We start from the raw sequence: 22,618 nt of genomic DNA, 5'->3' as shown, positions 1-22,618 counted from the left end.
GTCTGCCAGGGCGAATGCCGACGGAGGTGTACGACCGGCCGGCGGCCGGGTTCGGACCGTACCCGAAGTGGGGAACCCGTCGTCCCGCGGCCGCGTCGACGGCTGCGGGACGACGGGCCGAGGGGGCTGGCGATGCGGGACCGGGAGCAGGACGGCACGGGATCGGAGAGCGGCGAGTGGGAGCTGCCGGAGTACCGCCACATCCGGGAGCTCGGCGCGGGCGCGGCCGGGCGGGTGGTGCTCGCGCACCACGACCCCACCGGCACACCGGTCGCGATCAAGTACCTGCACGACGCGGCGGGCGGAGCCGGGCTGCGCCGGGAGGCCGCCGTCCTGGCCCGGGTGGACTCGCCCTACGTGACCCGGCTCTACGAGTACGTGGAGAGCGGGCCGTACGCGGCGATCGTCATGGAGCTGATCGACGGCATCTCGCTGCGCGCGCTGCTCCGGGAGGAGGGGGCGACCACCCCGGAGGCGGCGCTGGTGGTGCTCAAGGGCTCCCTGCTGGGGCTGGCCGCCGCGCACGCGGTCGGGCTGGTCCACCGCGACTACAAGCCGGCCAACGTGCTCGTCGCGGCGAACGGCACCACCAAGCTGGTCGACTTCGGCATCGCCGTGCCGAGCGGCGACGACCGGGACATCTCCGGCACCCCGGCGTACCTGGCGCCCGAGCAGTGGACCGGCGCGCCGGCCTCGCCCGCCGCCGACGTCTACGCGGCGACCGTCACCTTCTTCGAGTGCCTGACCGGCGCGCGCCCGTACACCGGCGGGACGCTGGCGGAGCTGGCGGTCCAGCACCAGGAGTCGCCGGTGCCGGACGGGCTGGTCCCGGAGGCCGTCCGGTCGCTGGTCCGCGCCGGTCTGGCGAAGCGGCCGGGGGACCGGCCGGCCGGGGCGGCGGAGTTCGTCCGGCTGCTGGAGGCCGTGGCCACGGCCGGGTACGGCCGGCGCTGGGAGGAGCGCGGCCGGTCCGACCTCGCCGCGCTGGTCGCCCTGCTGGCCATGCTGCTGCCGTGGGGCGCGGCCGTCCCGCTGCCCGGGGGGACGACGGCGCTGGCGCACACCGAGCTCGTGGCCGCCCAGGGTGCCGCGGCGAGCCGGGGTGAGCACGTGCGCGGCGGCGGCTCCACGGCGACCAGGGCCGAGCACCCGCGCGGGGGCGCCTCCGCGAGCCGGACGGTGCGGCGGTTGGGGCTGCACGGGCGGGTCCGGGCCGAGCATCCGCGACGCCGGCGCGCCAGGGCGGTCGCCGGCGCGGTGGCGAGCACACTGGCCGTGGCCACGCTGGCCGCGGTGGCGGTCGCCGGAACCGGCGACCGCGGGGAGCGGACCGGGCTGGGCAGTCCGATGCCGCAGCTCACCACCACCCTGGGCCCGGTGGGCGGCGGTGGCGGGGAGACGACGGAGGCGCCGTCCGGCCCCACGACATCCGCCGCGTCCTCCGGCGGCCGGACGCCCACCGAGCCGGCGTCCTCCGCGAAGAGCGCGCCGCCGTCCCCGTTCGAGTCCCCGTCTCCGACTCCTTCGCCGACGTCGCAGCCGCCCCGGCCCTCGCCGTCGACGCCGCCGACCACCGGTACGACGTCGGGCCGCTCGCCGAGCCCGACTCCGAGCCGTCCGCCCGGCCCGCCGCCCACCCCGGGCACCACCACGTCGTCCACGGCCAGGCTCACGGACACGCCGCGGACCACCCCGCCGACCACCTCGTCGTCCCGCCCCGTCAGCCCCCCACCACCGCCGCCGCCGACCGTCACCACCCCGCCGCCGGTGACCCGGGTGGCCTCGCTGGGCATCGACTCGCTCAACTGCCAAGCCGGCCACTGGGGGACCCAGGCCACGATCACCGTCGTGACGTCCGGGCCGTCCGGGGCCACGCTCACCCTCTACTGGCAGCACCGCTCGGGCGCGAACAGCACGCCGGTGACCGTCGCCACCGAGACCGTGCGGCTCGGCACCGGCTCCACCACCCTCACGCGGTCCCACGAGTTCGGCGAGGACGGGGCGCGCCTGTGGGGTCTCCGGGTCGTCACCGATCCGAAGCCGGACAGCACGACGACGACGGGCTACCGGGAACTGAACGCCGTCAGCTGCCAGGAGCCGGGGTGATCCGCGCCCTGGTTCCTCCGGCTCGTCCCGCCGTCCGTTCGCCTTGCACGTCTCGGAGGTTCCCATGTCCCTGCCCCGACCGGAGCCCGGCCCCGGTTCCGACTCCGACCGGACCGCCCGGCTCGGCGGCGGCCCGCTGCCCGAGCGGACCGTCCCGCTCGGCCGCGCTGCGCCCGCCGCCGAGGAGGCCGAGTGCGCCACCTACCTCGACCCGACCGTCTGGGGCACCGCGACGGCGGGCACCGCACCGGCGCCGCCGCGTCACGAGCCGCCGCAGCCCGAGCCGCCACCGCATGAGCCACCGCCGTACGAGCCACCGCGGTACGAGGTGCACCGGTTCGGCCCCGGCGTGCCGCCGGTGGCAGCGGCGGTCTGGCACGGCCCGCCGTCCGAGCCGCCGCTGCCGCCCCGGCGGCGCCGGGGCGTCCGGTGGCTGCTCCCGGCGGCCGTCCTGATCGTCCTGCTCGCGTTCCTCCTGGTCCGCTGCCGGGCCGAACCGCCGCTGGCCCTGGGCGGCGTCACCGTCGCCGCCGAACCGGCGGGCGGCCCGCCGTGCGGCGGAACGGCCGTGATCACCGCGACGGTCGTCACCGACGGCCACGCCGGCACCATCCGCTACCGCTGGCTGCGCAGCGACGGCACGTCCTCCGGCGAGCTGGTGCAGCCGGTGCAGTCGGGCGAGCGCCGGGCGGACCTGGTGCTGCGGTGGAGCTTCGACGGCCGCGGCACGATGCAGGCGACCGCGACCGTGGACATCCTCGCGCCCCGGCACCTGGGTGCGGCCACCTCGTTCACCTACGCCTGCCAGGGCTGAGCCGCCGACCGGGGCTGACCCTGCCCGGGTGGAGCCACCGGCCGGGGCCGGGTGCCGACGGAACGGCCCCGGCGGGACAACGCGAACGGCCCCGGTGGCGCCGCGGACGCGGTGCCACCGGGGCGAGGGGGACGCTCGGGCTCAGACCTTGAGGGTCTTGATCGCCGTCGGGGCGTGCTCCGGCAGCGAGGCCAGCTCCTCGAACTCGGTCACGTTGCTCATGTCGACCGTCTTGCTCATCGAGATGTTGGTGACGCGCTCCAGGATGGCCTCGACCACGACCGGGACCTGGTGCTCGACGGCGAGCTTCTTGGCCTCCTCGAAGGCGGCACCGAGCTCGTTCGGGTCGGTGACCCGGATCGCCTTGACGCCCAGGCCCTCGGCGACCTTGACGTGGTCGACGCCGTAGACGCCGATCTCCGGTGTGTTGATGTTCTCGAACTCCAGGTTGACCTGGAAGTTGATGTCCAGGTTGACCTGGGCCTGGCGGATCAGGCCCAGGTAGGCGTTGTTGACCAGGACGTGGACGTACGGGACCTTGTGCTGGGCCGCGACCGCCAGCTCCTCGATCATGAACTGGAAGTCGTAGTCGCCCGAGAGCGCGACGATCGGGGTCTCCGGGTCGGCGGTGGCGGCGCCGATCGCGGCCGGGATGGTCCAGCCGAGCGGGCCGGCCTGGCCGCAGTTGATCCAGTGGCGCGGCTTGTAGACGTGCAGGAACTGCGCGGCGGCGATCTGCGAGAGGCCGATGGTGGTGACGTAGCGGGTCTCCGGGCCGAAGGCCTTGTTCATCTCCTCGTACACGCGCTGCGGCTTGATCGGGATGTTGTCGAAGTGCGTGCGCCGCTGCAGGGTGGCCTTGCGCTCCTGGGCGGCGGCGGCCCAGTCGCCGAAGTCGGGGAGCCGGCCCGCGGCCTTGAGCTCCTTGGCGACCGTGATGAAGAGCTCCAGCGCGGCCTTGGCGTCGGAGGCGACCCCGTAGTCCGGGGCGAAGATCTTGCCGATCTGGGTCGGCTCGATGTCGACGTGGACGAACGCGCGGCCCTTGGTGTAGGCCTCCATGTTGTACCCGGTGTGACGGTTGGCCCAGCGGTTGCCGATGCCCAGGACGAAGTCCGAGGCGAGGAAGGTCTCGTTGCCGTAGCGGTGCGAGGTCTGGACGCCGACCATGCCGGCGGCCAGCTCGTGGTCGTCCGGGATGGTGCCCCAGCCCATCAGGGTGGAGATGACCGGGACGCCGGTGAGCTCGGCGAACTCGACCAGCAGGTCGGAGGCGTCGGCGTTGATGATGCCGCCGCCGGCGACGATCAGCGGACGCTCGGACTCCAGCAGGAAGCCGATGGCCTTCTCGATCTGGGCCCGGGTCGCGGACGGCTTGTAGACCGGCAGCGGCTCGTAGGTCTCCGGGTCGAACTCGATCTCGGTCAGCTGGACGTCGATCGGCAGGTCGATGAGGACCGGGCCGGGACGGCCGGAGCGCATCAGGTGGAAGGCCTGCTGGAAGACGCCGGGGACCTGCGCGGCCTCCAGGACGGTGGTGGCGGCCTTGGTGACCGGCTTGGCGATCGAGGCGATGTCGACGGCCTGGAAGTCCTCCTTGTGGAGCTTCGAGACCGGTGCCTGGCCGGTGATGCAGAGGATCGGGATGGAGTCCGCGATCGCCGAGTACAGGCCGGTGATCATGTCGGTGCCGGCGGGGCCGGACGTACCGATGCAGACACCGATGTTGCCCGCCTTGGCGCGGGTGTAGCCCTCGGCCATGTGCGAGGCGCCCTCGACGTGGCGGGCGAGCGTGTGCTTGATGCCGCCGACGTTCTTGAGCTCACGGTAGAAGGGGTTGATCGCCGCGCCGGGCACGCCGAACGCTTGCTCAACACCCTCGCGCTTGAGGATCTCCACGGCCGCGGCGGCGGCGGTCATACGAGGCATCGGGTTTCTCCTGCGTCGGCCCGCTGTGGGTCGGAGGGCTCATCTCCAGAATTCCACCATACGGAAGAACGGTTTCTGTATGCGGAAACAAGGTACGGCGGGGTCTGTCGGGGCGTCAAGGGGACTTTCAACGGAATGTAGAAGGCGGCCGGCTGCGGGGAACCCGCAGGTCGCGGGCGTGGGGCGGGGCGCAGGCGGGGCGCGGGGGTGGGGGTCCCGGCGTGCGCGGCTCGGCCGTTCGGCCAGGCTGTCACGGGGGCTGCGGTCGATCCATCGCCCGTTCCTCCAGTCCGGCGCGCCCGGGCGGGGGTGGTGCTCGTCCCTTCCTGCAAAGGCCCCGTCCGCCGGCCGGGCGGGCTCCTGTTCGTGGTTGGGCAAAGCCCGGGTGGGGGGGCGTCGCTCTTCGGATGTGCGTGTGGTGGACGAACGTGCGTACCCGCCCGAAGGGCCGATCCGGGCCCGGACGTGGGGGCGCCGTGTCATCGGGGTGGAGGAACGGTGGGCGAGGTTGGCGCCGCCGGGGCTCCTGGGTACCGTCGGTGGCACGCCGGGCCCGTCATGGTTCCCATGTTCAACTCGGGCCGCGGCTGGGGGGTTTGGGATCGACCGGGGAGCGGGGGAGCTCCGGCCGTCGAGTCCCCGCCTGGTCGTACCGCCGGGTCACCCGGCCCGGTCGTTCCGTCCGAATCTCTCCGCACGTGCGCCGCGCTGCCCGCCCGCCGCCTGCCGTGCGGCGGCCCGTCGCCCGCCTCAGTGATCCGCCTCCGCTCCCGCTTCGCGTCCGCCCCGTCGGCGGCCGCGCGGAAGGACGTACCCATGGCCCGTACCGTCCGCTCGCTCTCCGCCGCCCGCCCCCTGAACCGCCCGAGCCGGCCGAACCGCCCGAGCCGCGCCGGCCACCTCGCCGCCGCCCCCGCCGCTCCCGCCGTCCCCGCTACGCCCGTCCACGTCCCCGCTCGCCCCGCGTCCGCCCCGGCGGTGGCCGGGTGAACCCCCTGCCCCGGCGCCGGAAGAGCCCGCCGGGCGGCCCCCGGCGCAAGGCCCCGCCGGGCTGCGCCCGCCCGCCCCGCCTGCTGCGCCACCGCCGCCCCGCCCGCGCCCTGCGCGCCGTGCCGTGGCGCTTCGACCTGCCCGCCTCGCTGGTGGTCTTCCTGGTCGCGCTGCCGCTCTGCGTCGGCGTCGCGGTCGCCTCGGGCGTGCCCGCCGAGCTCGGGCTGGTCACCGGCATCGTCGGCGGCCTGGTCGTGGGCGCCCTGCCCGGCAGCAGTCTGCAGGTCAGCGGCCCGGCCGCCGGTCTGACCGTCCTGGTCTACGAGGCCGTGCAGGAGTACGGCGCCGGCGCGCTCGGCATCCTGGTCCTCGCCACCGGCCTGCTGCAGGTGGCCATGGGCGCCCTGCGGGTGGGCCGCTGGTTCCGCGCGATGTCCGCGTCGGTCGTCCACGGCATGCTGGCCGGGATCGGCCTGACGCTGCTCTTCGGCCAGCTGTACGCGCTCGCGGACCGGCGGGCGCCCGCGACCGGGCCGGAGAAGATCGCCGGCCTGCCCGCGCTGCTGCGCGACGCCCTGACCGGCGCGGCCGCCCCGAGCGCGGTCGCCCTCGGCGTCGGCACGCTGCTGGTGCTGGCGTTCTGGAAGTACCTGCCGGCGAAGGCGGCCCGCTCGGTGCCCGCGCCGCTGGCCGCGGTCGGCCTGGCCGCCGCGGTGACCGCCGCCGCGGACCTCCCGGTGGCCCGGGTCCGGGTCGCCGGCCTGCTGGAGGTGGTGCAACCGCCGGAACACGCCGCGCTCGGCGCGCTGGCCGGCACCGCCGGCGTCGGCACCATCCTCGCGTTCACCCTGATCGCCTCCGCCGAGACGCTGTTCAGCGCGGCCGCCGTGGACCGGATGCACCACGGCCCGCGCACCGACTACGACCGCGAGCTGACCGCCCAGGGCATCGGCAACACGCTCTGCGGGCTGCTCGGCGCACTGCCGATGACGGCGGTGATCGTGCGCAGCGCCACCAACGTGCAGGCCGGGGCCCGGACCAAGGCCTCGCGGGTGCTGCACGGCTTCTGGCTGCTGCTGTTCACCGCCCTGCTGCCCGGCGCGCTCGGCCTGGTCCCGCTGACCGCACTGGCCGCCGTCCTGGTGCACGCGGGTGCGAAGCTCGTCCCGGTCCGGCGGATCGCCGGGCTCTGCCGGGAGCACCGGGGCGAGGCGGCGGTGCTCGCGGTCACGGCGGTCGCGATCATCACCACGGACCTGTTCGAGGGCGTGCTGATCGGGATCGGTCTGGCGGTGGTGAAGTCGGCCTGGCAGACCTCGCACCTGCAGATCGGCGTCGAGGAGCTGCCCGGGGACGCGTCCGGACGCGGGCCCGGGTACGGGCACCGCACCGCCGGGGGCCGTGCGGAGGCCCGGGACCAGGATCCGTCGGCCGTACCCGGTGCGGGGCCGGTGCTGCGGGTCAGGCTGAGCGGCAACGCGACGTTCCTGCGGCTGCCCCGGCTGCTGGACACGCTGGAGCGGCTGCCGGCCGACCGCCCGGTGGAACTGGACTGGTCCGGTCTGCGGCACCTGGACCACGCCTGCACGGTGGCGCTCACCGCCTGGGCCGCCCAGCACCGGGCGCGCAGCTCGGCACCGCTGGCCGTCGAGCCGCCACTGCCGACGGTGGTCTGACGACCGGTCGGGGCGCGGCGCACGGAGCCCGGCGCCGCGCCCCGGCCTTATCGGGTGGCATGTGCACCACCGCCCTGAAATCATCTGCGGATGATCACACTCGCCGACGACCTCGGCCACCTCTCCTACGTCGTCTCCGGCGACGGACCGCCCGTCGTACTCGTGCACGCCGGCGTCGCCGACCACCGCATGTGGGACGCGGTCGTACCCGCCCTCGCCGAGCGCCACACGGTCGTCCGGTACGACCTGCGCGGCTTCGGCGAGTCCGCACCCCCGGCCGGGCCGTTCAGCGAGACCGACGACCTGCGCCGCCTCCTGGACCACCTCGGCCACGAACGTGTCCGGCTGGTGGGCGCGTCCTGGGGCGGCCGGGTGGCCGTGGAGTTCACGCTCAGCCACCCGGAGCGGGTGCACTCCCTCGCGCTGCTCGCCCCGCCGTGGCCGCGGTACCACTGGTCCGCGGACATGATCGCGTACGACGAGGCCGAGACCGCGGCCCTCGCCGCGGGCGACCTGGACACCGCGGTCCGGGTGAACCTGGACATGTGGCTGCGCGGGCCGGCCCGCACCTGGGACGACGTCGCCGCAGGACTGGCCGACCGGCTCCGCGGCCCGGTGCGGACGTCGCTGGTGAACCAGGCCGTGGTGGGCGAGCACTCCCAGGGCGTCACCACCCGCGACGTCGCCGCCGTCTCGGTGCCCACGCTGGTGGGGATCGGCCGGCTCGACGTCGCCGACTTCCAGGACATCGCCCGCCGGTACGCCGGCGAGATCCCCGGTGCCACCCTGGTCGAGTTCGCCACCGCCGCCCACCTCGTCGCGCTGGACGCGCCCACCGAACTCGTCGCGGCCCTGGAGCCGTTCCTCGCCGGTCGGCCCGAGTAGTGGTGCGGCCGGCGTGACGGCCACCGTGGCGGGTTGCTCGTCCGAGGGCCGAGCGGGCGGCGTCAAGTTCGATGCGGATCGACCGGTGGCGGCAAACCCGCCCGGTGGCATCGAACCCGCCGACTTCGGACGCGTCGTCCGCTCCTCTCCCGCCCACCGGGCCCCGCGCGCCCCCGGTGCACCGCCGGTCGGCGGCCGGTCGTGGGTCGGTCGGTGCCCTCCCGGATCCCCGGCCGCAGGTGGCAGGGTCCGGGAGCGGCGGCCGAGCGCGCCGGGCCGCGCCGGCGGCGGAGTTGGCAGGGATGCGAGCTTGTGGGGCGGTAACGCTCCTGGGCAGGCTGTGTCATGTCAGCGACATGCTCGGGCGGCCGTGCCACACGCCCCCGGGGGGAAGCGGGGAGCCGCCGATGCCCTACCACCACCTGGACAGTTCCGCCGTCGATCCGGGGCACCGCTTCGAGTGGTGGTGCGAGATGGTTGCCCGGGACGTCGCGCCCACCCGGATCACCACCGAGCACGCCGACGACTTCCCCGCGACCGTCGGCACTGTCGATCTCGGTCCCGGGCAACAACTCACCACGATGTCCTTCCCGTCCATCCGCTCGGAGCGTACCCCCGCTCTCATCCGGCGCTCCGACCCGGAGGTGTACGAGCTGGCGCTGATCCGGGGCAGCGCGATGTGGATCGCGCAGGGCGACAACGAGACCCGGATGCGCTCCGGCGACCTCGTACTGTGGAACACCTCCCGCCCGTTCGACGGCCGGGGGTTGCCCGGGGGCGTGTCCCGGGCCGTCATCCTGCACCTGCCGGTCGCCGAACTCCCCGTGCATCACCGCCGGTTGGACCGGTTGCTGGCCAGCTCCGCGCCGGCCCGCGGCGGGGTGGGCGGGGTGCTGGCCGCCTTCCTGCGCGGCGTCGTACGGGAGGCGCCGGCCGTCGCCGAGCACGAGGCCGTCCGGCTCGGCGTCGCGGCGCGCGAGCTGGCCGTCGCCTTCCTCGCACACCGGCTCGGCGTCGAGGACCGGCTGCCGCCGGAGCCGCGCCACCGGATGCTGCTCGCCCGCATCGACGCGTACATCGAGGAGAACCTCGGCGACCCGGAACTGTCGCCCGCCGCGATCGCGGCCCGGCACCACATCTCGCTGCGCACCCTGCACGGACTCTTCCGCCGTGAACAGCGCGGCGGTGTCGCGGCGGTGGTCCGCCGGCGCCGCCTGGAGCGGTGCCGGGCGGACCTCGCCGACCCGGGTCTCGCGGTGGTGCCGGTGCACGCGATCGCGACGCGGTGGGGCTTCCGCGCCGCCGCCGCCTTCAGCCGGGCCTTCCGCGACGAGTACGGCACCACCGCGAGCGAGTTCCGGGCCGCGGCGGGTGCGGCGGTGCTATGAACCGCAGCGGACGTTGACCGCGCTCAGCCGGTCGTTGTGCGCGGAGGCGAGGTTCCCCTGCCACCAGTGCACGACGGTGCCCATGTATCCGGAGTAGTCGGAGCCGGCGTAGATGTCGGCGGGGCCGCCGCCCCGGTTCCAGACCGAGCTGGCGGCGGCGAGCCTGGTGCGGATGTGCGACATGGGGCATCCCCAACGGGATCGGTAGCGGGCACCGCTGCGGTGCCCACCACCGACCCTGCGGCAGCGCACGGCAGGGGTCGTTGGCCGTCCGCGCAAGGCCCGTTGACGCTGCGTGCAGACCGTCGGATGCTGCCGCGCGCCCGGCGCCGCGCTGATCCGGCACGATCCGTCGGACACTCCCTAATCCGGCCGGTAGGCCGTGAGCAGCAGGGCGATGTCGTCGGAACGGTGCGGGGAGCGTCGGGCCTCGCGCAGCAGCTGGTCGGCGAGTTCCTGGAGGTCTCCGGCGCGGGCGTGGGCCAGCGAGGTCCGCAGGCCGTCGATCCCCAGATCGATGTCGCCGCCGCGCTCCTCGACGAGGCCGTCGGTGTAGAGGGCGAGGATCGACCCGGGCGGGAGGTCCAGCCGCGTCTCGGGATAGGTGCTGGTGTCGGCGACACCGAGGAGCGGGCCGCCTGCCACCGCCAGTACGTCGGTGCTGCCGTCGGGACGGCGCAGCAGGGGCGGACAGTGCCCGGCGCGGACCGCGAGGGCGTGGTCGGTGTCCGGCTCGATGCGGATGTAGCAGCAGCTGGCGAGCAGCTCGGGGTCGAGGTCGACCAGAATCCGGTTCGTTCCGGCCAGGACGTCGCTCGGTGAGTGGCCGGCCGTGGCGAAGGCCCGGACAACGCTGCGTAGCTGGCCCATGATGCCGGCCGCTGCGATGTTGTGGCCCTCGACATCCCCGACGACGAGGGCCACGCCGCTTCCGTCGGGGATCACGTCGTACCAGTCGCCGCCGATGTCCATGCCGCTGGTGCCGGGCAGGTACCGGCCGGCGGTGCGAATGCCCGGCACGACGGGCAGGCGGTGCGGCAGGAGCGCGGTCTGCAGGCCGTGGGCGAGGGCGGACTTCGCGTCGTAGAGACGGGCGCGTTCGAGGGCCTGGGCGATCAGACCGCTGAGCGCGGTCAGGATCCCGCGGTCCTTGGTGGTCAGATGGTGGGTGTCGTCGAAGCCGAGGAGGCAGGCGCCGATCGGGCGGTTGGAGGCGATGAGCGGCAGGTAGGACCAGGCTCCGACGCCTTCCGGGGAGGAGGCCGGACCGGCGCCGGTGGCGTCTCCGCGGGACTCGATGAACAGGGGGACGCCGAAGGCCGGAGCCTCGCTTCCGGGCAGCGAGGTGTCGAGCGGTCTGCCTTCCAGCCATTGCAGGAAGCGGTCGTGGCGGCCGGTGCGGAAGAGCAGGTGCAGTCGGCCCTGCTCGACCACGTAGACGGCCAGGTGCTGCCCGCCGAAGGCCGGCAGGAGCTGGTCGGCGACGACCTCGCACACCTCGTCCGTGGTGACCGCCTCGGTCAGCGCGCTCCCGAGCTGCATCATGCGGTAGATCGCGCCCAGCCGCGCGGGTGCGGTCCGGGCTGTCGGCCGGCCGGCGGCGGAACGCCCGGGCCGGGACGCCGACGGGGCACCGGCCGGTGCCGCGGACTCCGCCGGTGGCCCGGCTGCTGCCGGCGGTGGCTGGGGAGGACCGGAGGGCGTCACCCTGCCGGTCACCCCGTTCGGACTCGGGTGGAGTGAGAAGGCGAGCCACTGCTCCGGTGGGTGGCAGACCAGAAAGGTCGTGGGCTGCTGCGAGACCATCGCGGCCCGGTGCCGGTCTTCGTAGACGGGGTCGGACAGCCAGGGAAGGACGTCCCAGAGGCAGCGGCCGAGCAGCTCCCGGCCGGGCACTCCGAGGAACTGCTCCAGACCGCGATTGGTGTAGGTGACCTGTCCGTCCGGGGCGAGGGAGAACAGTCCGTCGCGAAGCCGCTCCACGGCGGTGAGCGCTGCGGCGCCGGGTCCGGCGTCGAGCACGCTCCCGACCAGGTGGGTCCGGGCTTCGCCTGCGGGTGCCTCCGGTACGCGGCCCCACAGCTCCACGGTGCGATACCCGTCTCCGGTGCGCACGCGCAGTCGCCGGGCGAGCACCCTGCCGTCCGTGATGGCCTCACGGGCGGCGGCCCGCAGCGAGAGCCGGTCGCCGGGGTGGAGCCGGGAGGCCAGGGTGTCGGCCCGCCCGTCGAACGCGTCGGGCGTGAGACCGAAGATCGCGCACACCTCCTCGTCGGCGACCACGACGCCGTCGTCGAGCCGCCAGTCGAACAGACCGACCCGCACCGCCGGTACGTCGGGAGCCGGGACCTGGAGCGGGACCGTCGTGGCGTCGCATTCGAAGCTGCCCCCGCGGACGCGTAGGTCGGCGAGGGTGGCGCCGAGCCGGTTGGCGATGGCCCGAAGGTGGCGGAGCTGGGGCCTGGACAGGCCCGCGTGCCCGTGGTCCGCCGCCCACACCACCGCCAGCGCCCCCAGGCTCTCCCGCCCGGCCCTGACCGGCACCGAGGCCGAGCCGAACGGGTACGGCAGAGCCACCGCGAGTTGGGGGTAGCGCCGCACGGTCTCGTCGGCATCGGCCAGGTGGACCGTCCGGCCCGATCGGTAGGCCACCGCCACCGGAATGGGGCTGTTGACCGGGATGCGCCACCAGCCGCCGAGCAGGGAGGGCGGTGTGCCGCAAGCGACGGCCAGCACGACCGCGCGGCCGTCCCGGGAGCGGAGGAACACGCTTCCGGCATGGGCGGCGGTCTCCCCGACGGCCTTGACCACTGCGGTCACCAGGGCGTCCTCGCACTCCGCCCTGAGACTGTCCGCCGCCGCTGCCCCGGCAGCGTCCCCGGGACGGCCGGAACCTTCCGCCGCGCCCGTGTCCGAGCGGGACGCCGTGGTCCCCTCGTGCCGTCCCGCCGGATCCGCGGGCTCGTGCCGCCTCATGCCTCCCGATCTACGTCCGGCGGGCGCCGCTGTCAAGGCGGAATCGCCGGTGACCGCCCGCGCCGGGTCAGAACTCGGAGTTGGCGAACCAGCGTGCCAGGAGCTCCTGGTCCCCGGTGCGCTCGAAGGCCTCCGCGTCGAGGGGGAGGCGGCCGTAGACGAGCAGCAGCAGATCGGCCGCGGCGCCCCGGACGGTCGCATCGGCGGCCTCCGCCCCTGCCCCGTCGGAGCCCTCGGGGTCGAGCCCGAAGCCGTCGGGCCCGAGCCGGACCAGCCAGTCGCCGTCGCCCTCGGCGGTGCGGAACCGGATGGCCTCGCCGTTGCCGCGGAGGTTGGCCACCTTGGGGGCGAAGGAGGCGGCGAACGGCAGGTTCACCAGGAACTCGTCCACGCCGTCGACCGCGAGCGCACGGTCGATCCCGGGCCGGATCCCCAGCGCCAGCTCCGCGTCGACCCGGTGCACCAGGGTCTCGAACAGCATCCGACGCGCCCAGAACCGGGCGTGGGGATCGGCGCCCCACGCCCACATCGGGGTGTCCGGGTCGGTGGCCGCGAACGCGCCCGCCGCCTCGGTCGCGCTGTCGGCCAGCCAGTCGGCCCAGCCGTCCTCCCGCGTCGGCAGCCGCAGGTCGACGTCGCGGCTCCGCGGGGGCTCCTGGATGCGCCCGCGCAGCAGGACGGAGAACCAGCGCTGGACGCTGCCGGCGTGTCGGACCAGGTCGGCCAGCGTCCAGCCCGGGCAGCCGGGTACCGCGGTCGCCGGGTCGGCGTCCCTGACCGCCGCCACGAACCGGGCGGTCTCGGCCGCGACGGCGGCGCGGTGGTCGACCGGTGACGTTCCGCGGTCGGGGCGGTCGGAGTTGCTCACCGTGAGATGCCTTTCGGGAGGTTGATGGTTGGGTACCTCAAGTAATGCGTACGACGGTAAGTCTCAATGGTTGAGACTGTCAACTAATCCCTGGCGTCCTCCGCCGGGCGGTGGGAGCGCTCAGCCGTCGGACGACGCGGCCGGGCGCCGTTCGGTCACCCAGGCCGCGATCTGGGCGCGCGAGGTGAAGCCCAGTCTGGTGAGGATGTGCTCCACATGGGTCTCGGCGGTGCGGCGGGAGAGAACCAGCCGGGCCGCGATCTCCTGGTTGGTCAGACCCAGCGTGACCAGCTCGGCGACCTCCCACTGTCGTCTGGTGAGCGGGGACCGGCCCGTCGCGGCCGTCGACACGGGCGGGGGCGGCGCCGACTCCGCCAGGGCGAGGGCGACCGCCGCGCCGACCGGCATGTCCCGGCCCGCCCGTACGGCCCGGTCGAAGGCCGTCTCGCCGAGCGCCGCGTGGGCCCGGGGCAGGTAGTCGCGCCGCGGCCGGAAGACGGGGAAGTACGACTCCGGCCCGGCGCCGATGCCGTGCCAGAGCCCCTCGGCCGCGCCGGCGAGCGCGGCTGCCCGATCGTGCTCCGCCCGGCTCCCGGCGAGCACGGCCAGCGTCTCCAGGGCGAAGGCCAGGCCCGGCCGGCTGCCGAGCCGTCGATGGCAGCGCAGCGCCTCGCGGGCCGCCGCCTCGGCCTGCTCCGGTCGGCCGCCCGCCGCTTCGAGGTGGGCGATCAGGGTGAGGCCGAGCGCCCGCCACCACACCTCGCCGCGCCGTGACAGCCAGGCGACGCACTCGTCCAGCACGTGCCGGGCCCGCGCGAGGTCGCCGGCGAGGATCAGCGCCACGCCCAGGAAGAGCCCGGTGTTCACCTCGTGCTGCCGGGCCCGTGCGGCGCGCATCCGGTTCAACGCCTCGTCGAGCAGTGCGACCGCCCGGTTCGCATCGCCCTCCAGCAGGGCGGCCATGCCCGGAAGGTGCGTGGTGTAGGCGATCTCGGCCCGGTCACCGAGCCGGGCCGCGGACCGGGCCGCCTCCGTGAGCAGGCGCAGGGCGGGCCCGACGTCACCCTGCCAGACGGCGTACGACCCGGACACCCGCAGGCCGGCCACCCGCTCGCGACTCGGTCCGGTCGAGACCGACAGCAGCCGGTCGAGCCAGCGCCGCGCCTCGCTGTGGTGGCCGCCCATCGCCCAGTACTCGTCCAGCCCGACCGCCAGGCGCAGCCCGGCCGGGGCCTCGCCGGGCTCGTCGGCGCAGAACTCCAGCGCTGCCCGGAGATTCGGGTACTCGGCGTCCAGGGTTGCGACCCAGGCGGCCTGGTCCGGCCCCATCCACTCGGCGGCGAACCGGGCGGCCGTCCGCTCGTACCAGTCCCGGTGCCGGCGCCGCACCCGCTGCCGGTCGCCCGAGGCGACGAGCAGTTCCTCGCCGTACTCGCGCAGCGTCTCCAGCATCCGGTAGCGGACCCGGCCGCGGTGCTCGTCCCGCGCGACGATCGACTTGTCGACCAGGGAGTCGAGCAGGTGGAGCGCCTCGCCGGGGTCCAGCCCGTCGCCCGAGCAGACGTGCTCGGCGGCGTCCGGGTCGACGCCGCCGTAGAACACCGAGAGCCTGGCCCACAGCAGCCGCTCGGGCCCGGTGCACAGGTCGTGGCTCCAGTCGATCAGCGCGCGCAGCGTCTGCCGGCGCGCGGGCGCGGTCCGCCTGCCGAGGCTGAGCAGCCGGTACCGCTCGTCGAGCCGGGCCTCGATCTGCTCGACGGTCAGGCTGCGCAGCCGGGCCGCCGCCAGCTCGACGGCGAGCGGGATGCCCTCCAGGCGGCGGCAGAGCCGGGCGACGGCGGCGGTGTCGGCGGTCTCCGGCGTGAAACCGGGCAGGACCGCGGCGGCCCGGTCGAAGAACAGGCGGACGGCGTCGGCCCCGGCGGCTGCGGCGGGATCCGCCGTCCCGGGCACCGGCAGCGGCGGCACGGGCACCAGGACCTCCCCGGCCGCGCCCAGCGACTGGCGGGAGGTGGCGAGCACCCGCAGCTCCGGGCAGCCACGCAGCAGCCGGTCCACCAGGGCGGCGCAGGTCTCCACCAGGTGCTCGCAGTTGTCCAGCACCAACAGCAGCCGGCGATCACGGAGCCCGCTCTCGACGGTCGCTTGCGCGGGCTGCGCGGTTGCGGTGCGCAGGCCCAGCGTGTCGGCCACCGTCTGTGCCAGCAGCGCCGGGTCGCGCAGTTCTCCGAGCTCGACCAGCCACACACCGTCCCGGTGGACGCGGCGCAGCTCGCCCGCGACCCGGAGCGCCAGCCGGGTCTTGCCCACTCCGCCGGGCCCGGTCAGCGTGACCAGCCGGGAGGTCGACAGCAGCCGCTTCACCTCGGCCACCTCGTGCCGGCGGCCGACGAAACCGGTCACCTCGGCGGGCAGCCTGCCGATCATGTCTTGAGTCTAGGACCGGGCAGGGCCCAGGGCCTGTCTTGTGGATCAGGTCGGGCCCGGGCTCGTCCACAAGACGGGCCCTGGGCCGCGGCCCCGTGGCCGCGGTGGTGCAGTTCGGTACCCGTCTACGTACTTCCCCCGATCCGGTGCGGCCGGGCACGCCGGCGCCGGCCGACGCCTGCCACGGTCGCGGGCTCCACATCGTCGCCTCGCTGGCCGCGGCATGGGGGACCGCCGTCCTGCCGCGCGGCCACCCGGTCTGGGCCGAGCTTCCCGGATGAGGCGGCCGCGGGGTGGTCGGGACGGTCGGGGGCGGGAGGCGCGCCGCCGGGCGGTTCAGACCGCCGCGCCCCGGGCCGCGCGGAGGATGTGATCGCGGGAGGCGGCGGCCTCCGCCCGCAGCGTCGGCAGGTCGACGTCGAGGACGCGGCCCGCCCATTTGCGGACCTGCCCGCCGATGAGGACGGTGTCGATGTTGCGGGCGTCGCTGCCGAGGACGACGGTGCCGGTGACGTCGTTCAGCGGCAGGTTGTTGACCTCGTCGGTGGTGATGACCAGCAGGTCGGCCTGCTTGCCCGGGGTCAGGGAGCCGGTGACCTCGCCCAGGCCGCAGGTCCGCGCGCCGTGCAGGGTGGCGAACCCCAGCACGTCGTGGGTGTCGATGCGGGTCGGCTCGCGGTCGGTGCCGTGCGCCGCGTTGACGGCCCGCATCCGCTGGACGGTGTGCAGGGCGCGCATCTGGGTGAACATGTCGCCGGCCAGGGCGACTTCGACGTCGATGCTGAGGCCGGGCCGCACTCCGACCGCCAGCGCCTCGTCGATGGCGGGTACGGCGCTCTCCAGCCCGATCTGGGCGTCCGAGGTGGGCGCGAGGGACACCGTGGTGCCGCTGTCCGCGATGGCGCGCCACGCGTCGGGGCTCAGCGCGGTGGCGTGGATCAGGGTCAGGTGCTCTCCGAGCAGCCCTTGCCGTTCCCAGGTGAGGATCGCCTCCGAGGAGGCCCGTCCGAAGACCGCGTCGACGCTCACGCCGATGCCCAGCTCCTCGGCCGTACGCGCGAGTTCCGGCCCGTAGGCCAGGTCGGGGCCCGCGACCTGGTCGGTGGCGAGGGCGGCGAGCCGGACGGTCGTCAGGCCGCCGCTGTACCGCTCGTGCAGGCGGGTCAGGTCGGCGGGCCACTGCCGGTCCCAGGCGCCGAAGTGCGGGCCCATCGCGGCGTGCACACCTCGGATGCCGCTGTCGACCAGGGCCCGGACGGCGGCATCGGAGTGGGCGGCGCTGCGCGAGTTGTGGGAGAAGTCCAGCATCGTGGTGATGCCCGCGTCGACGGCGGCCAGTGCGGCCAGCCTGGTGCCGACGTACATGTCGTGCGGCCGGTAGACGGGGGCGAACTCGGCGAGCGTGGTGGCGACGTAGCCGGCCAGGTCGTTCACGTCGGGCATGATCCGGCGCAACTGGGCCTGCCAGGCGTGGCGGTGGGTGTCCACGAAGCCGGGGGCGAGGACGGTTCCGGCGGCGTCGACCACGATCGCGTCCGCCGCGGCCCCGTGGGTGCGAAGGTCGGGGCCGACGGCGGCGATGGTGCTGCCGACCACGAGCAGGTCGCCGACGTCGAGGATCCCCAGGGCGGGGTCCATGGTGAGGACGGTGGCGCCGGTGAACAGGATGCGGCGCCCCGGGTCGCCGGCGGTTCGGCGCAGCTGCTCCAGGAGGGGAAGGCGTGCGGTGTCGGTGGGACGGTGGATCGGATCGCTTCTCATGGTCACCCAACCTGGCACCTGCCCGGAGGACCTTCCAGGCCGCGCTGTTCCTGGGTGCACCGCACCTTGGCTCAGGGCTTCGGCCCGCGGCGCGCGCATCCTAGGCTCGGGAGCATGCGCACTGACGAGACCCTGTCGCGCGGCAACCCCCTCGGGGAGTACCTGCGGGCCCGCCGTGAACAGCTGCCACCCGAGCTCGCGGGGATCACCGCCGCCGGTCACCGAAGGGTGTCCGGCCTCCGGCGGGAGGAGGTCGCCCTGCTCGCCGGGGTGAGCACCGACTACTACACGCGCCTGGAGCAGGGGCGCGAGCGCAATCCCTCCCGGCAGATGCTGCACGCCGTCGCGCGCGCACTCCAGCTCGACGAGGACGCCGTGGCGCACCTGCTCCACCTGACCGTCCCGCCCGGGCCCCGCCGCCGCAGGCGGGGCCCGGAGCAGGTGTCGCCCGCACTCCGGCAGTTGCTGGGAACGCTGGCCGCTCCCGGCCTCGTGCTCGGCCGCTCGCTGGACGTCCTGGCGCTCAACCCGCTCGCGCGCGCCCTCTACGCATCGTTCGCGCGGACGGACAACCTGCTGCGGATGACGTTCCTCGATCCGGCCGCGCGGTCCTTCCACCGCGACTGGGACGAGGCGGCCCGGGCCTCGGTCGCCGCTCTGCGCAGTGCGGCGGGCCGGGACCGCGAGGACCGCGGGCTGATCGAACTGGTCGGCGAACTCGCCCTCAGGAGCCCCGAGTTCCGGGTGCTGTGGGCACGGCACGAGGTGCACGGCAAGTCGGACGGTTCGAAGCGGTTCCGGCACCCGCAGATCGGGGACCTCGATCTGCACTACGAGACGTTCACCGTCAACAGCTCCCCGGAGCAACAGCTGGTGGTGTACCAGGCCACCCCCGACACCGCGTCCGCCGAGGGCCTGGCCCTGCTGCGCGCGCTGGCTTCCTGAGGGCGGCCCTCAGCGGCCCGGGCTCCCGGCCCGCACCGGGGGAGTCCGGTCGGACCACGGGCTCGCCTGCTCCAGCTGTCCGGCGAGGCGGAAGAGGAGCCCTTCGCGCCCGTATCCGGCGGCGAACTGCATGCCGACGGGAAGTCCCGTGCCGGCGTCGGCCGTCACCGGGACGGACATGGCGGGCGTGCCCGCCACGTTGAACGCCGCGGTGAACGGTGAGAGGTCGAAGAGCCGGCGCAGCCAGCCGAGGCCGTCCAGCGCCTCCGCGCCCCGGCCGTGGGTGCCGAGCGGCACCGGCAGGTCCGGCACGGTCGGGGTGAGCAGCACGTCGTACGCGTCGAAGTACCGCGCCAGGCTCCGGGAGACCCGGTTGCGGACCGCCAGGGCGGTCACGAAGTCGGGACCGCTGACGCGCCGCCCGTAGTGGTAGCTGGCGAGGGTCGGCGGTTCGAGGGTCGAGAAGTCGACGGGCCGGCCGGAGGCGGCGGCCAACTCGTCGATCGAGGCCGTGAGGTTCGCCGTCCACAGCCGGGCGTTGGCCAGGACGAACTGCTCCCAGTCGACTCCGAGGTCGGGGCGGGCCTCCTCCACCCGGTGGCCGAGGGATTCCAGCAGGCGCACGGTGCGGGCCAGCGCGGTGGCGACGGGTGGGGCGGTGCGGCGCCCGCCCCAGGCGTGGGCGAGGACGCCGATCCGCAGGGAGCCCGGGTGTCGGGTGACCTCCTCCGCGTACGGCCGGGGCGGCTCCGGGGCGACGTAGGGGTCACCCGGCTCCGGTCCGCGGATCTGGTCGAGCAGGACCGCGCTGTCGCGCACGGTGCGGCTGACGCTGCCGTGCACGGCCAGGCCGTTGAAGATCTCGTCGACGGCGGGGCCCACCGGTATGCGGCCGCGGGTCGGCTTCAGCCCGAACAGGCCGTTGTAGGCGGCGGGGATGCGGATCGAGCCCGCCGCGTCGGTGGCGTGCGCGATCGGGACGATCCCGGCGGCGACGGCCGCGCCCGCGCCTCCGCTGGACCCGCCGGCACTCCGCGCGAGGTCCCACGGGTTGCGGGTGACGCCGTACAGCACGGGCTCGGTCGTGGTGCTGTAGGCCATCTCCGGGGTGGTGGTGCGCCCGAAGGTCACCAGGCCCGCGCGGCGGAAGCGCGCCATCAGGGTGGAGTCGGCGCCGGCCACGTGACCGGCCGCGAGGCGGCTGCCGAGTTCCGTCCGCCGCCCGGCCATGGTGACCCCGAGGTCCTTGATCAGGAAGGGGACCCCGGCCAGCGGGGTGCTGCCGGGGCGGGGCCCGTCGTCGGACGGCCAGGTCTCCACGACGGCGTTGAGCTGTGGGCCGACCGCCCGGGCGGCCTCCCGTGCGGCCGCTTCCAGTTCGGCGGGGGTCACCTGCCTCCGGGCGACCAGGTCCGCGAGCCCGACCGCGTCGAAGCCCACGTACTCGCTGATGTCCACTTGTCACTCCTGGGATCGAGAACGGTACCGCTCAGTCCTTGGTGATACCGCTCGGTATCGTGCGGAACGGACTGGTACCGTAGCAGGAAGTGCAGGGACCGCAACCGACCGGAGGCCACGAGCAGCCATGACATCGCCCGCCAGACGACCGAGCCGGGTGGCGAAACTGCCGCCGCGTGAGCGCATCCTCGACGCCGCGGAGGAGCTCTTCCAGAGCGAGGGGATCCGGCGGGTGGGCGTCCAGGCGATCGCCGACAAGGCCGAGACCACCAAGATGGCGATCTACCGTCACTTCGAGACCAAGGACGAGCTCGTCGCGGAGTGGCTGCGGATCGTCGCCGCCGACTACCAAGCGGCGTTCGACCGGGTGGAGGCCGAGCACCCCGGGCGGCCGGGGGAGCAGATCCTGGGCGTGGCGCGCTTCATCGCCGACGGTTTGCCGGCGGTCTCGCACCGGGGCTGTCCGTTCATCAACTCCATCGCCGAGCTGCCCGACCGTTCCCACCCCGGGCGGCAGGTGATCGAACAGCACAAGGAGCGTCAGACCCGCCGGCTGGTCGGCCTGTGCGCCCAGGCCGGGCTCGCCGACCCCGAACAGGCGGCGGCCGAGATCACCTTCGTCCTCGAAGGCGCACAGGTCAGCACGCAGAACGGCAGCATCGACCGGACGGGGGAGCGCCTGATGCGGACCGTCCAGGGGATCGTGGACCGGTACCGCCCGTCCGGCGGCACGTCTGCGCAGACCACCCCCTGACGGGGGGCCGGGTGCGAGCACGTCGTCACGCACCCGGCCGGTCGGGGCGGCGCTCCGGGCGGGCCCGTCGGAGCGCCGCCCCGGCGGTCACCGCAGGCTGTCGAGGTCGATGCTGTCGGCCACGGCCCGGTAGCCGCGCGGGCCGGGGTGGAGGTGGTCGCCGCAGTGGTAGCCGTCCGGGATGCTGCCGGTGCCCTCGGGGTCGACGGCCCGGTCGAAGTCGGCCACCGCGTCGTACTCGCCGGAGGTGCGGATCCACTCGTTCAGGTCGCGGCGCAGCCGGTCGGTCTGCGGTGTCCAGAACGGTGCGCCGCCGAAGGGCATCAGGGTGGCGCCGACGGCCCTGACGCCGCGGGCGTGGGCGGCGCGGATCAGGGTGCGGTGGGCGTCGATCAGCCGCTGGAGGGTGACGGGCGGGTCGTCGCGGTCCACGCCGCAGATCCGGTCGCCGGCACGGAGGATGTCGTTCATGCCGTGGGAGACGATCACGGTGCCGACGTCCGGCCGGTCGAGCACGTCGCGCTCGAAGCGGGACAGGGCGCTGTCGCCGGCGCAGGCGGAGTCGGCGAGCATCTTGTTCGAGCCGATGCCGGCGTTGAGCACGGGCCGTGGCCGGCCGGCGGCGATGAGCCGTTCGGCGAGGAGGTCGGGGTAGCGGTCGTCCCCGTCGACGGTGGCGCCGAACCCGTCGGTGGTGGACTCGCCGAAGGCCACCACCGCCTTGCCCGGCCGGCGCCCGCCGCTGACCTCGACACCGCTCAGGTAGTACCAGGACCCGTATCCGGGGCGGACGGCGTCGCCGAACGCCGCCGCGGCGGTGTCGCCGCGGTGGTCGCCGTCGGCCCGGTAGGTGGTGGTCATGGAGAGCTGGTGATGGGTGGCCGGGCCGGTCGGGCCGTCGAAGTAGAGGGTCAGCGCCACGCGGTCGCGGGCCGCCGCCGGCAGGCTCACCGGGTCGCTGAGGACCTCGCCGCCTGCGGGGACGACGACGGAGGCCCGGTGGCCGAACTGCACCGGCCGGACCGTCCCGGGGACGACGGCCGCCCCGTCGGCGGCCCGGCCGACGCTGGCTCCGGTGAGCCGCAGGGGAGCCGTGCCGTAGGCGTTGGACAGCCGGAACCGGACGGCCGTGCCGCCCGCGCCGAGCCGCACCACCTGTCGCACCGACTGGTGGTCGAAGCCCTGCACGGCCCAGGTCGCGAACCAGGGCGCGCCGGAGGGCCGCATCATCGGCGCGGACCAGGCGGCCGACCAGTGCTGTGCGTGCGCCGGGCGGGCTGTGACGGGGGCGGTGGTTGCGGCGATCGACAGGGCGGTCAGCGCGGCGACGGTGGCGGCGCGAGTGAGCGAGGTCATGGTGGCCTTCCTCGGGGCGGCGATCGGTACCTGGTGGTGGCCGGGCGGGCCGGGTGCGGCGACCTGCGCCGCGGGCCTCCCGTCCGCTCATCACCCTGACCCCGCGCGGCGCGGGAATGTGACACGCGCTCGGTCGGTCCGGTTCTCGCGGCCCGGCCGGCCTCGGCGCGCACGGACCGGCCCGCCGCGTCGGTTCTGGGCCGGGGGCATCATCGCGGCGAGCCCGGTCGTCACGGTGGTCTCCGGCAGCCGGGTCGAGCGCCGCAATCGCGCGGAGGCCGCAGC

The 22,618-nt window shown here is 74.9% G+C and carries 16 protein-coding genes; 8 read left to right on the top strand and 8 right to left on the bottom strand.

Going from position 1 to position 22,618, the window contains the following annotated elements; all coding sequences use genetic code 11:
* Positions 1-132: 132 nt before the first annotated feature.
* Both ACIPSC_RS23830 and ACIPSC_RS23825 read left to right on the top strand, forming a co-directional pair.
* A complete protein-coding gene (locus tag ACIPSC_RS23830; RefSeq protein WP_400828111.1) occupies positions 133-2,106 on the top strand; it encodes a serine/threonine-protein kinase in 1,974 nt (657 codons plus the stop codon).
* Between the two features lie 64 nt (positions 2,107-2,170).
* Complete coding sequence (locus ACIPSC_RS23825) at positions 2,171-2,920, top strand: hypothetical protein (protein ID WP_400828110.1); 750 nt, start codon at positions 2,171-2,173, stop codon at positions 2,918-2,920.
* A gap of 141 nt (positions 2,921-3,061) precedes the next feature.
* Here ACIPSC_RS23825 and gcl read toward each other — a convergent pair whose 3' ends face one another.
* Positions 3,062-4,849: a glyoxylate carboligase gene (gene gcl, locus ACIPSC_RS23820; protein ID WP_400828109.1), complete on the bottom strand. Its 1,788-nt coding sequence runs from the start codon at positions 4,847-4,849 to the stop codon at positions 3,062-3,064.
* A gap of 816 nt (positions 4,850-5,665) precedes the next feature.
* On the opposite strand from gcl, the gene ACIPSC_RS23815 reads away from it, so the two are divergent.
* The 4 genes from ACIPSC_RS23815 to ACIPSC_RS23800 all read left to right on the top strand — a co-directional run bounded on the left by ACIPSC_RS23815 (position 5,666) and on the right by ACIPSC_RS23800 (position 9,788).
* Positions 5,666-5,839, top strand: a complete 174-nt coding sequence (locus ACIPSC_RS23815; protein WP_400828108.1) for a hypothetical protein — start codon at positions 5,666-5,668, stop codon at positions 5,837-5,839.
* Between the two features lie 80 nt (positions 5,840-5,919).
* Entirely contained in the window at positions 5,920-7,515 is a 1,596-nt protein-coding gene (locus ACIPSC_RS23810) for a SulP family inorganic anion transporter (protein WP_400828132.1), read from the top strand.
* A gap of 90 nt (positions 7,516-7,605) precedes the next feature.
* Entirely contained in the window at positions 7,606-8,400 is a 795-nt protein-coding gene (locus ACIPSC_RS23805; protein ID WP_400828107.1) for an alpha/beta fold hydrolase, read from the top strand.
* A gap of 407 nt (positions 8,401-8,807) precedes the next feature.
* A complete protein-coding gene (locus tag ACIPSC_RS23800; protein WP_400828106.1) occupies positions 8,808-9,788 on the top strand; it encodes a helix-turn-helix domain-containing protein in 981 nt (326 codons plus the stop codon).
* Here the strand turns inward: ACIPSC_RS23800 and ACIPSC_RS23795 are convergent.
* The 5 genes from ACIPSC_RS23795 to ACIPSC_RS23775 all read right to left on the bottom strand — a co-directional run bounded on the left by ACIPSC_RS23795 (position 9,783) and on the right by ACIPSC_RS23775 (position 17,820).
* On the bottom strand, positions 9,783-9,971 hold the full coding sequence (locus ACIPSC_RS23795; protein WP_400828105.1) for a hypothetical protein: 189 nt from the start codon (positions 9,969-9,971) through the stop codon (positions 9,783-9,785). The two genes, ACIPSC_RS23800 and ACIPSC_RS23795, sit on opposite strands and share 6 nt — an antisense overlap.
* Before the next feature lie 180 nt (positions 9,972-10,151).
* A complete protein-coding gene (locus ACIPSC_RS23790; RefSeq protein WP_400828104.1) occupies positions 10,152-12,608 on the bottom strand; it encodes a SpoIIE family protein phosphatase in 2,457 nt (818 codons plus the stop codon).
* A gap of 223 nt (positions 12,609-12,831) precedes the next feature.
* Positions 12,832-13,632, bottom strand: coding sequence for a maleylpyruvate isomerase family mycothiol-dependent enzyme (locus ACIPSC_RS23785; RefSeq protein ID WP_400828103.1), 801 nt, complete (start codon positions 13,630-13,632; stop codon positions 12,832-12,834).
* 120 nt (positions 13,633-13,752) lie between these two features.
* Complete coding sequence (locus tag ACIPSC_RS23780; RefSeq protein WP_400828102.1) at positions 13,753-16,059, bottom strand: ATP-binding protein; 2,307 nt, start codon at positions 16,057-16,059, stop codon at positions 13,753-13,755.
* 336 nt (positions 16,060-16,395) lie between these two features.
* Entirely contained in the window at positions 16,396-17,820 is a 1,425-nt protein-coding gene (locus ACIPSC_RS23775) for an amidohydrolase family protein (RefSeq protein WP_400828101.1), read from the bottom strand.
* A 114-nt stretch (positions 17,821-17,934) separates the two neighbouring features.
* Here ACIPSC_RS23775 and ACIPSC_RS23770 point away from each other — a divergent pair, with 114 nt between their 5' ends.
* Positions 17,935-18,765, top strand: a complete 831-nt coding sequence (locus ACIPSC_RS23770) for a helix-turn-helix transcriptional regulator (RefSeq protein WP_400828100.1) — start codon at positions 17,935-17,937, stop codon at positions 18,763-18,765.
* Positions 18,766-18,774: 9 nt separating this feature from the next.
* Here the strand turns inward: ACIPSC_RS23770 and ACIPSC_RS23765 are convergent, their stop codons facing one another.
* Positions 18,775-20,223, bottom strand: a complete 1,449-nt coding sequence (locus tag ACIPSC_RS23765; RefSeq protein ID WP_400828099.1) for an amidase — start codon at positions 20,221-20,223, stop codon at positions 18,775-18,777.
* Positions 20,224-20,350: 127 nt separating this feature from the next.
* Here ACIPSC_RS23765 and ACIPSC_RS23760 point away from each other — a divergent pair, with 127 nt between their 5' ends.
* Positions 20,351-20,977, top strand: a complete 627-nt coding sequence (locus tag ACIPSC_RS23760) for a TetR/AcrR family transcriptional regulator (protein ID WP_400828098.1) — start codon at positions 20,351-20,353, stop codon at positions 20,975-20,977.
* 87 nt (positions 20,978-21,064) lie between these two features.
* On the opposite strand, the gene ACIPSC_RS23755 is transcribed toward ACIPSC_RS23760, so the two are convergent.
* Positions 21,065-22,333, bottom strand: coding sequence for a GDSL-type esterase/lipase family protein (locus ACIPSC_RS23755; protein WP_400828097.1), 1,269 nt, complete (start codon positions 22,331-22,333; stop codon positions 21,065-21,067).
* Positions 22,334-22,618 lie beyond the last annotated feature (285 nt).

This window comes from Kitasatospora sp. NPDC090091 (assembly GCF_044747365.1).
In the GTDB taxonomy this organism is placed as follows: Bacteria; Actinomycetota; Actinomycetes; order Streptomycetales; family Streptomycetaceae; genus Kitasatospora.
Note: the sequence above shows the minus strand (reverse complement) of the source record. Positions and strands in the feature narration are given on the sequence as shown.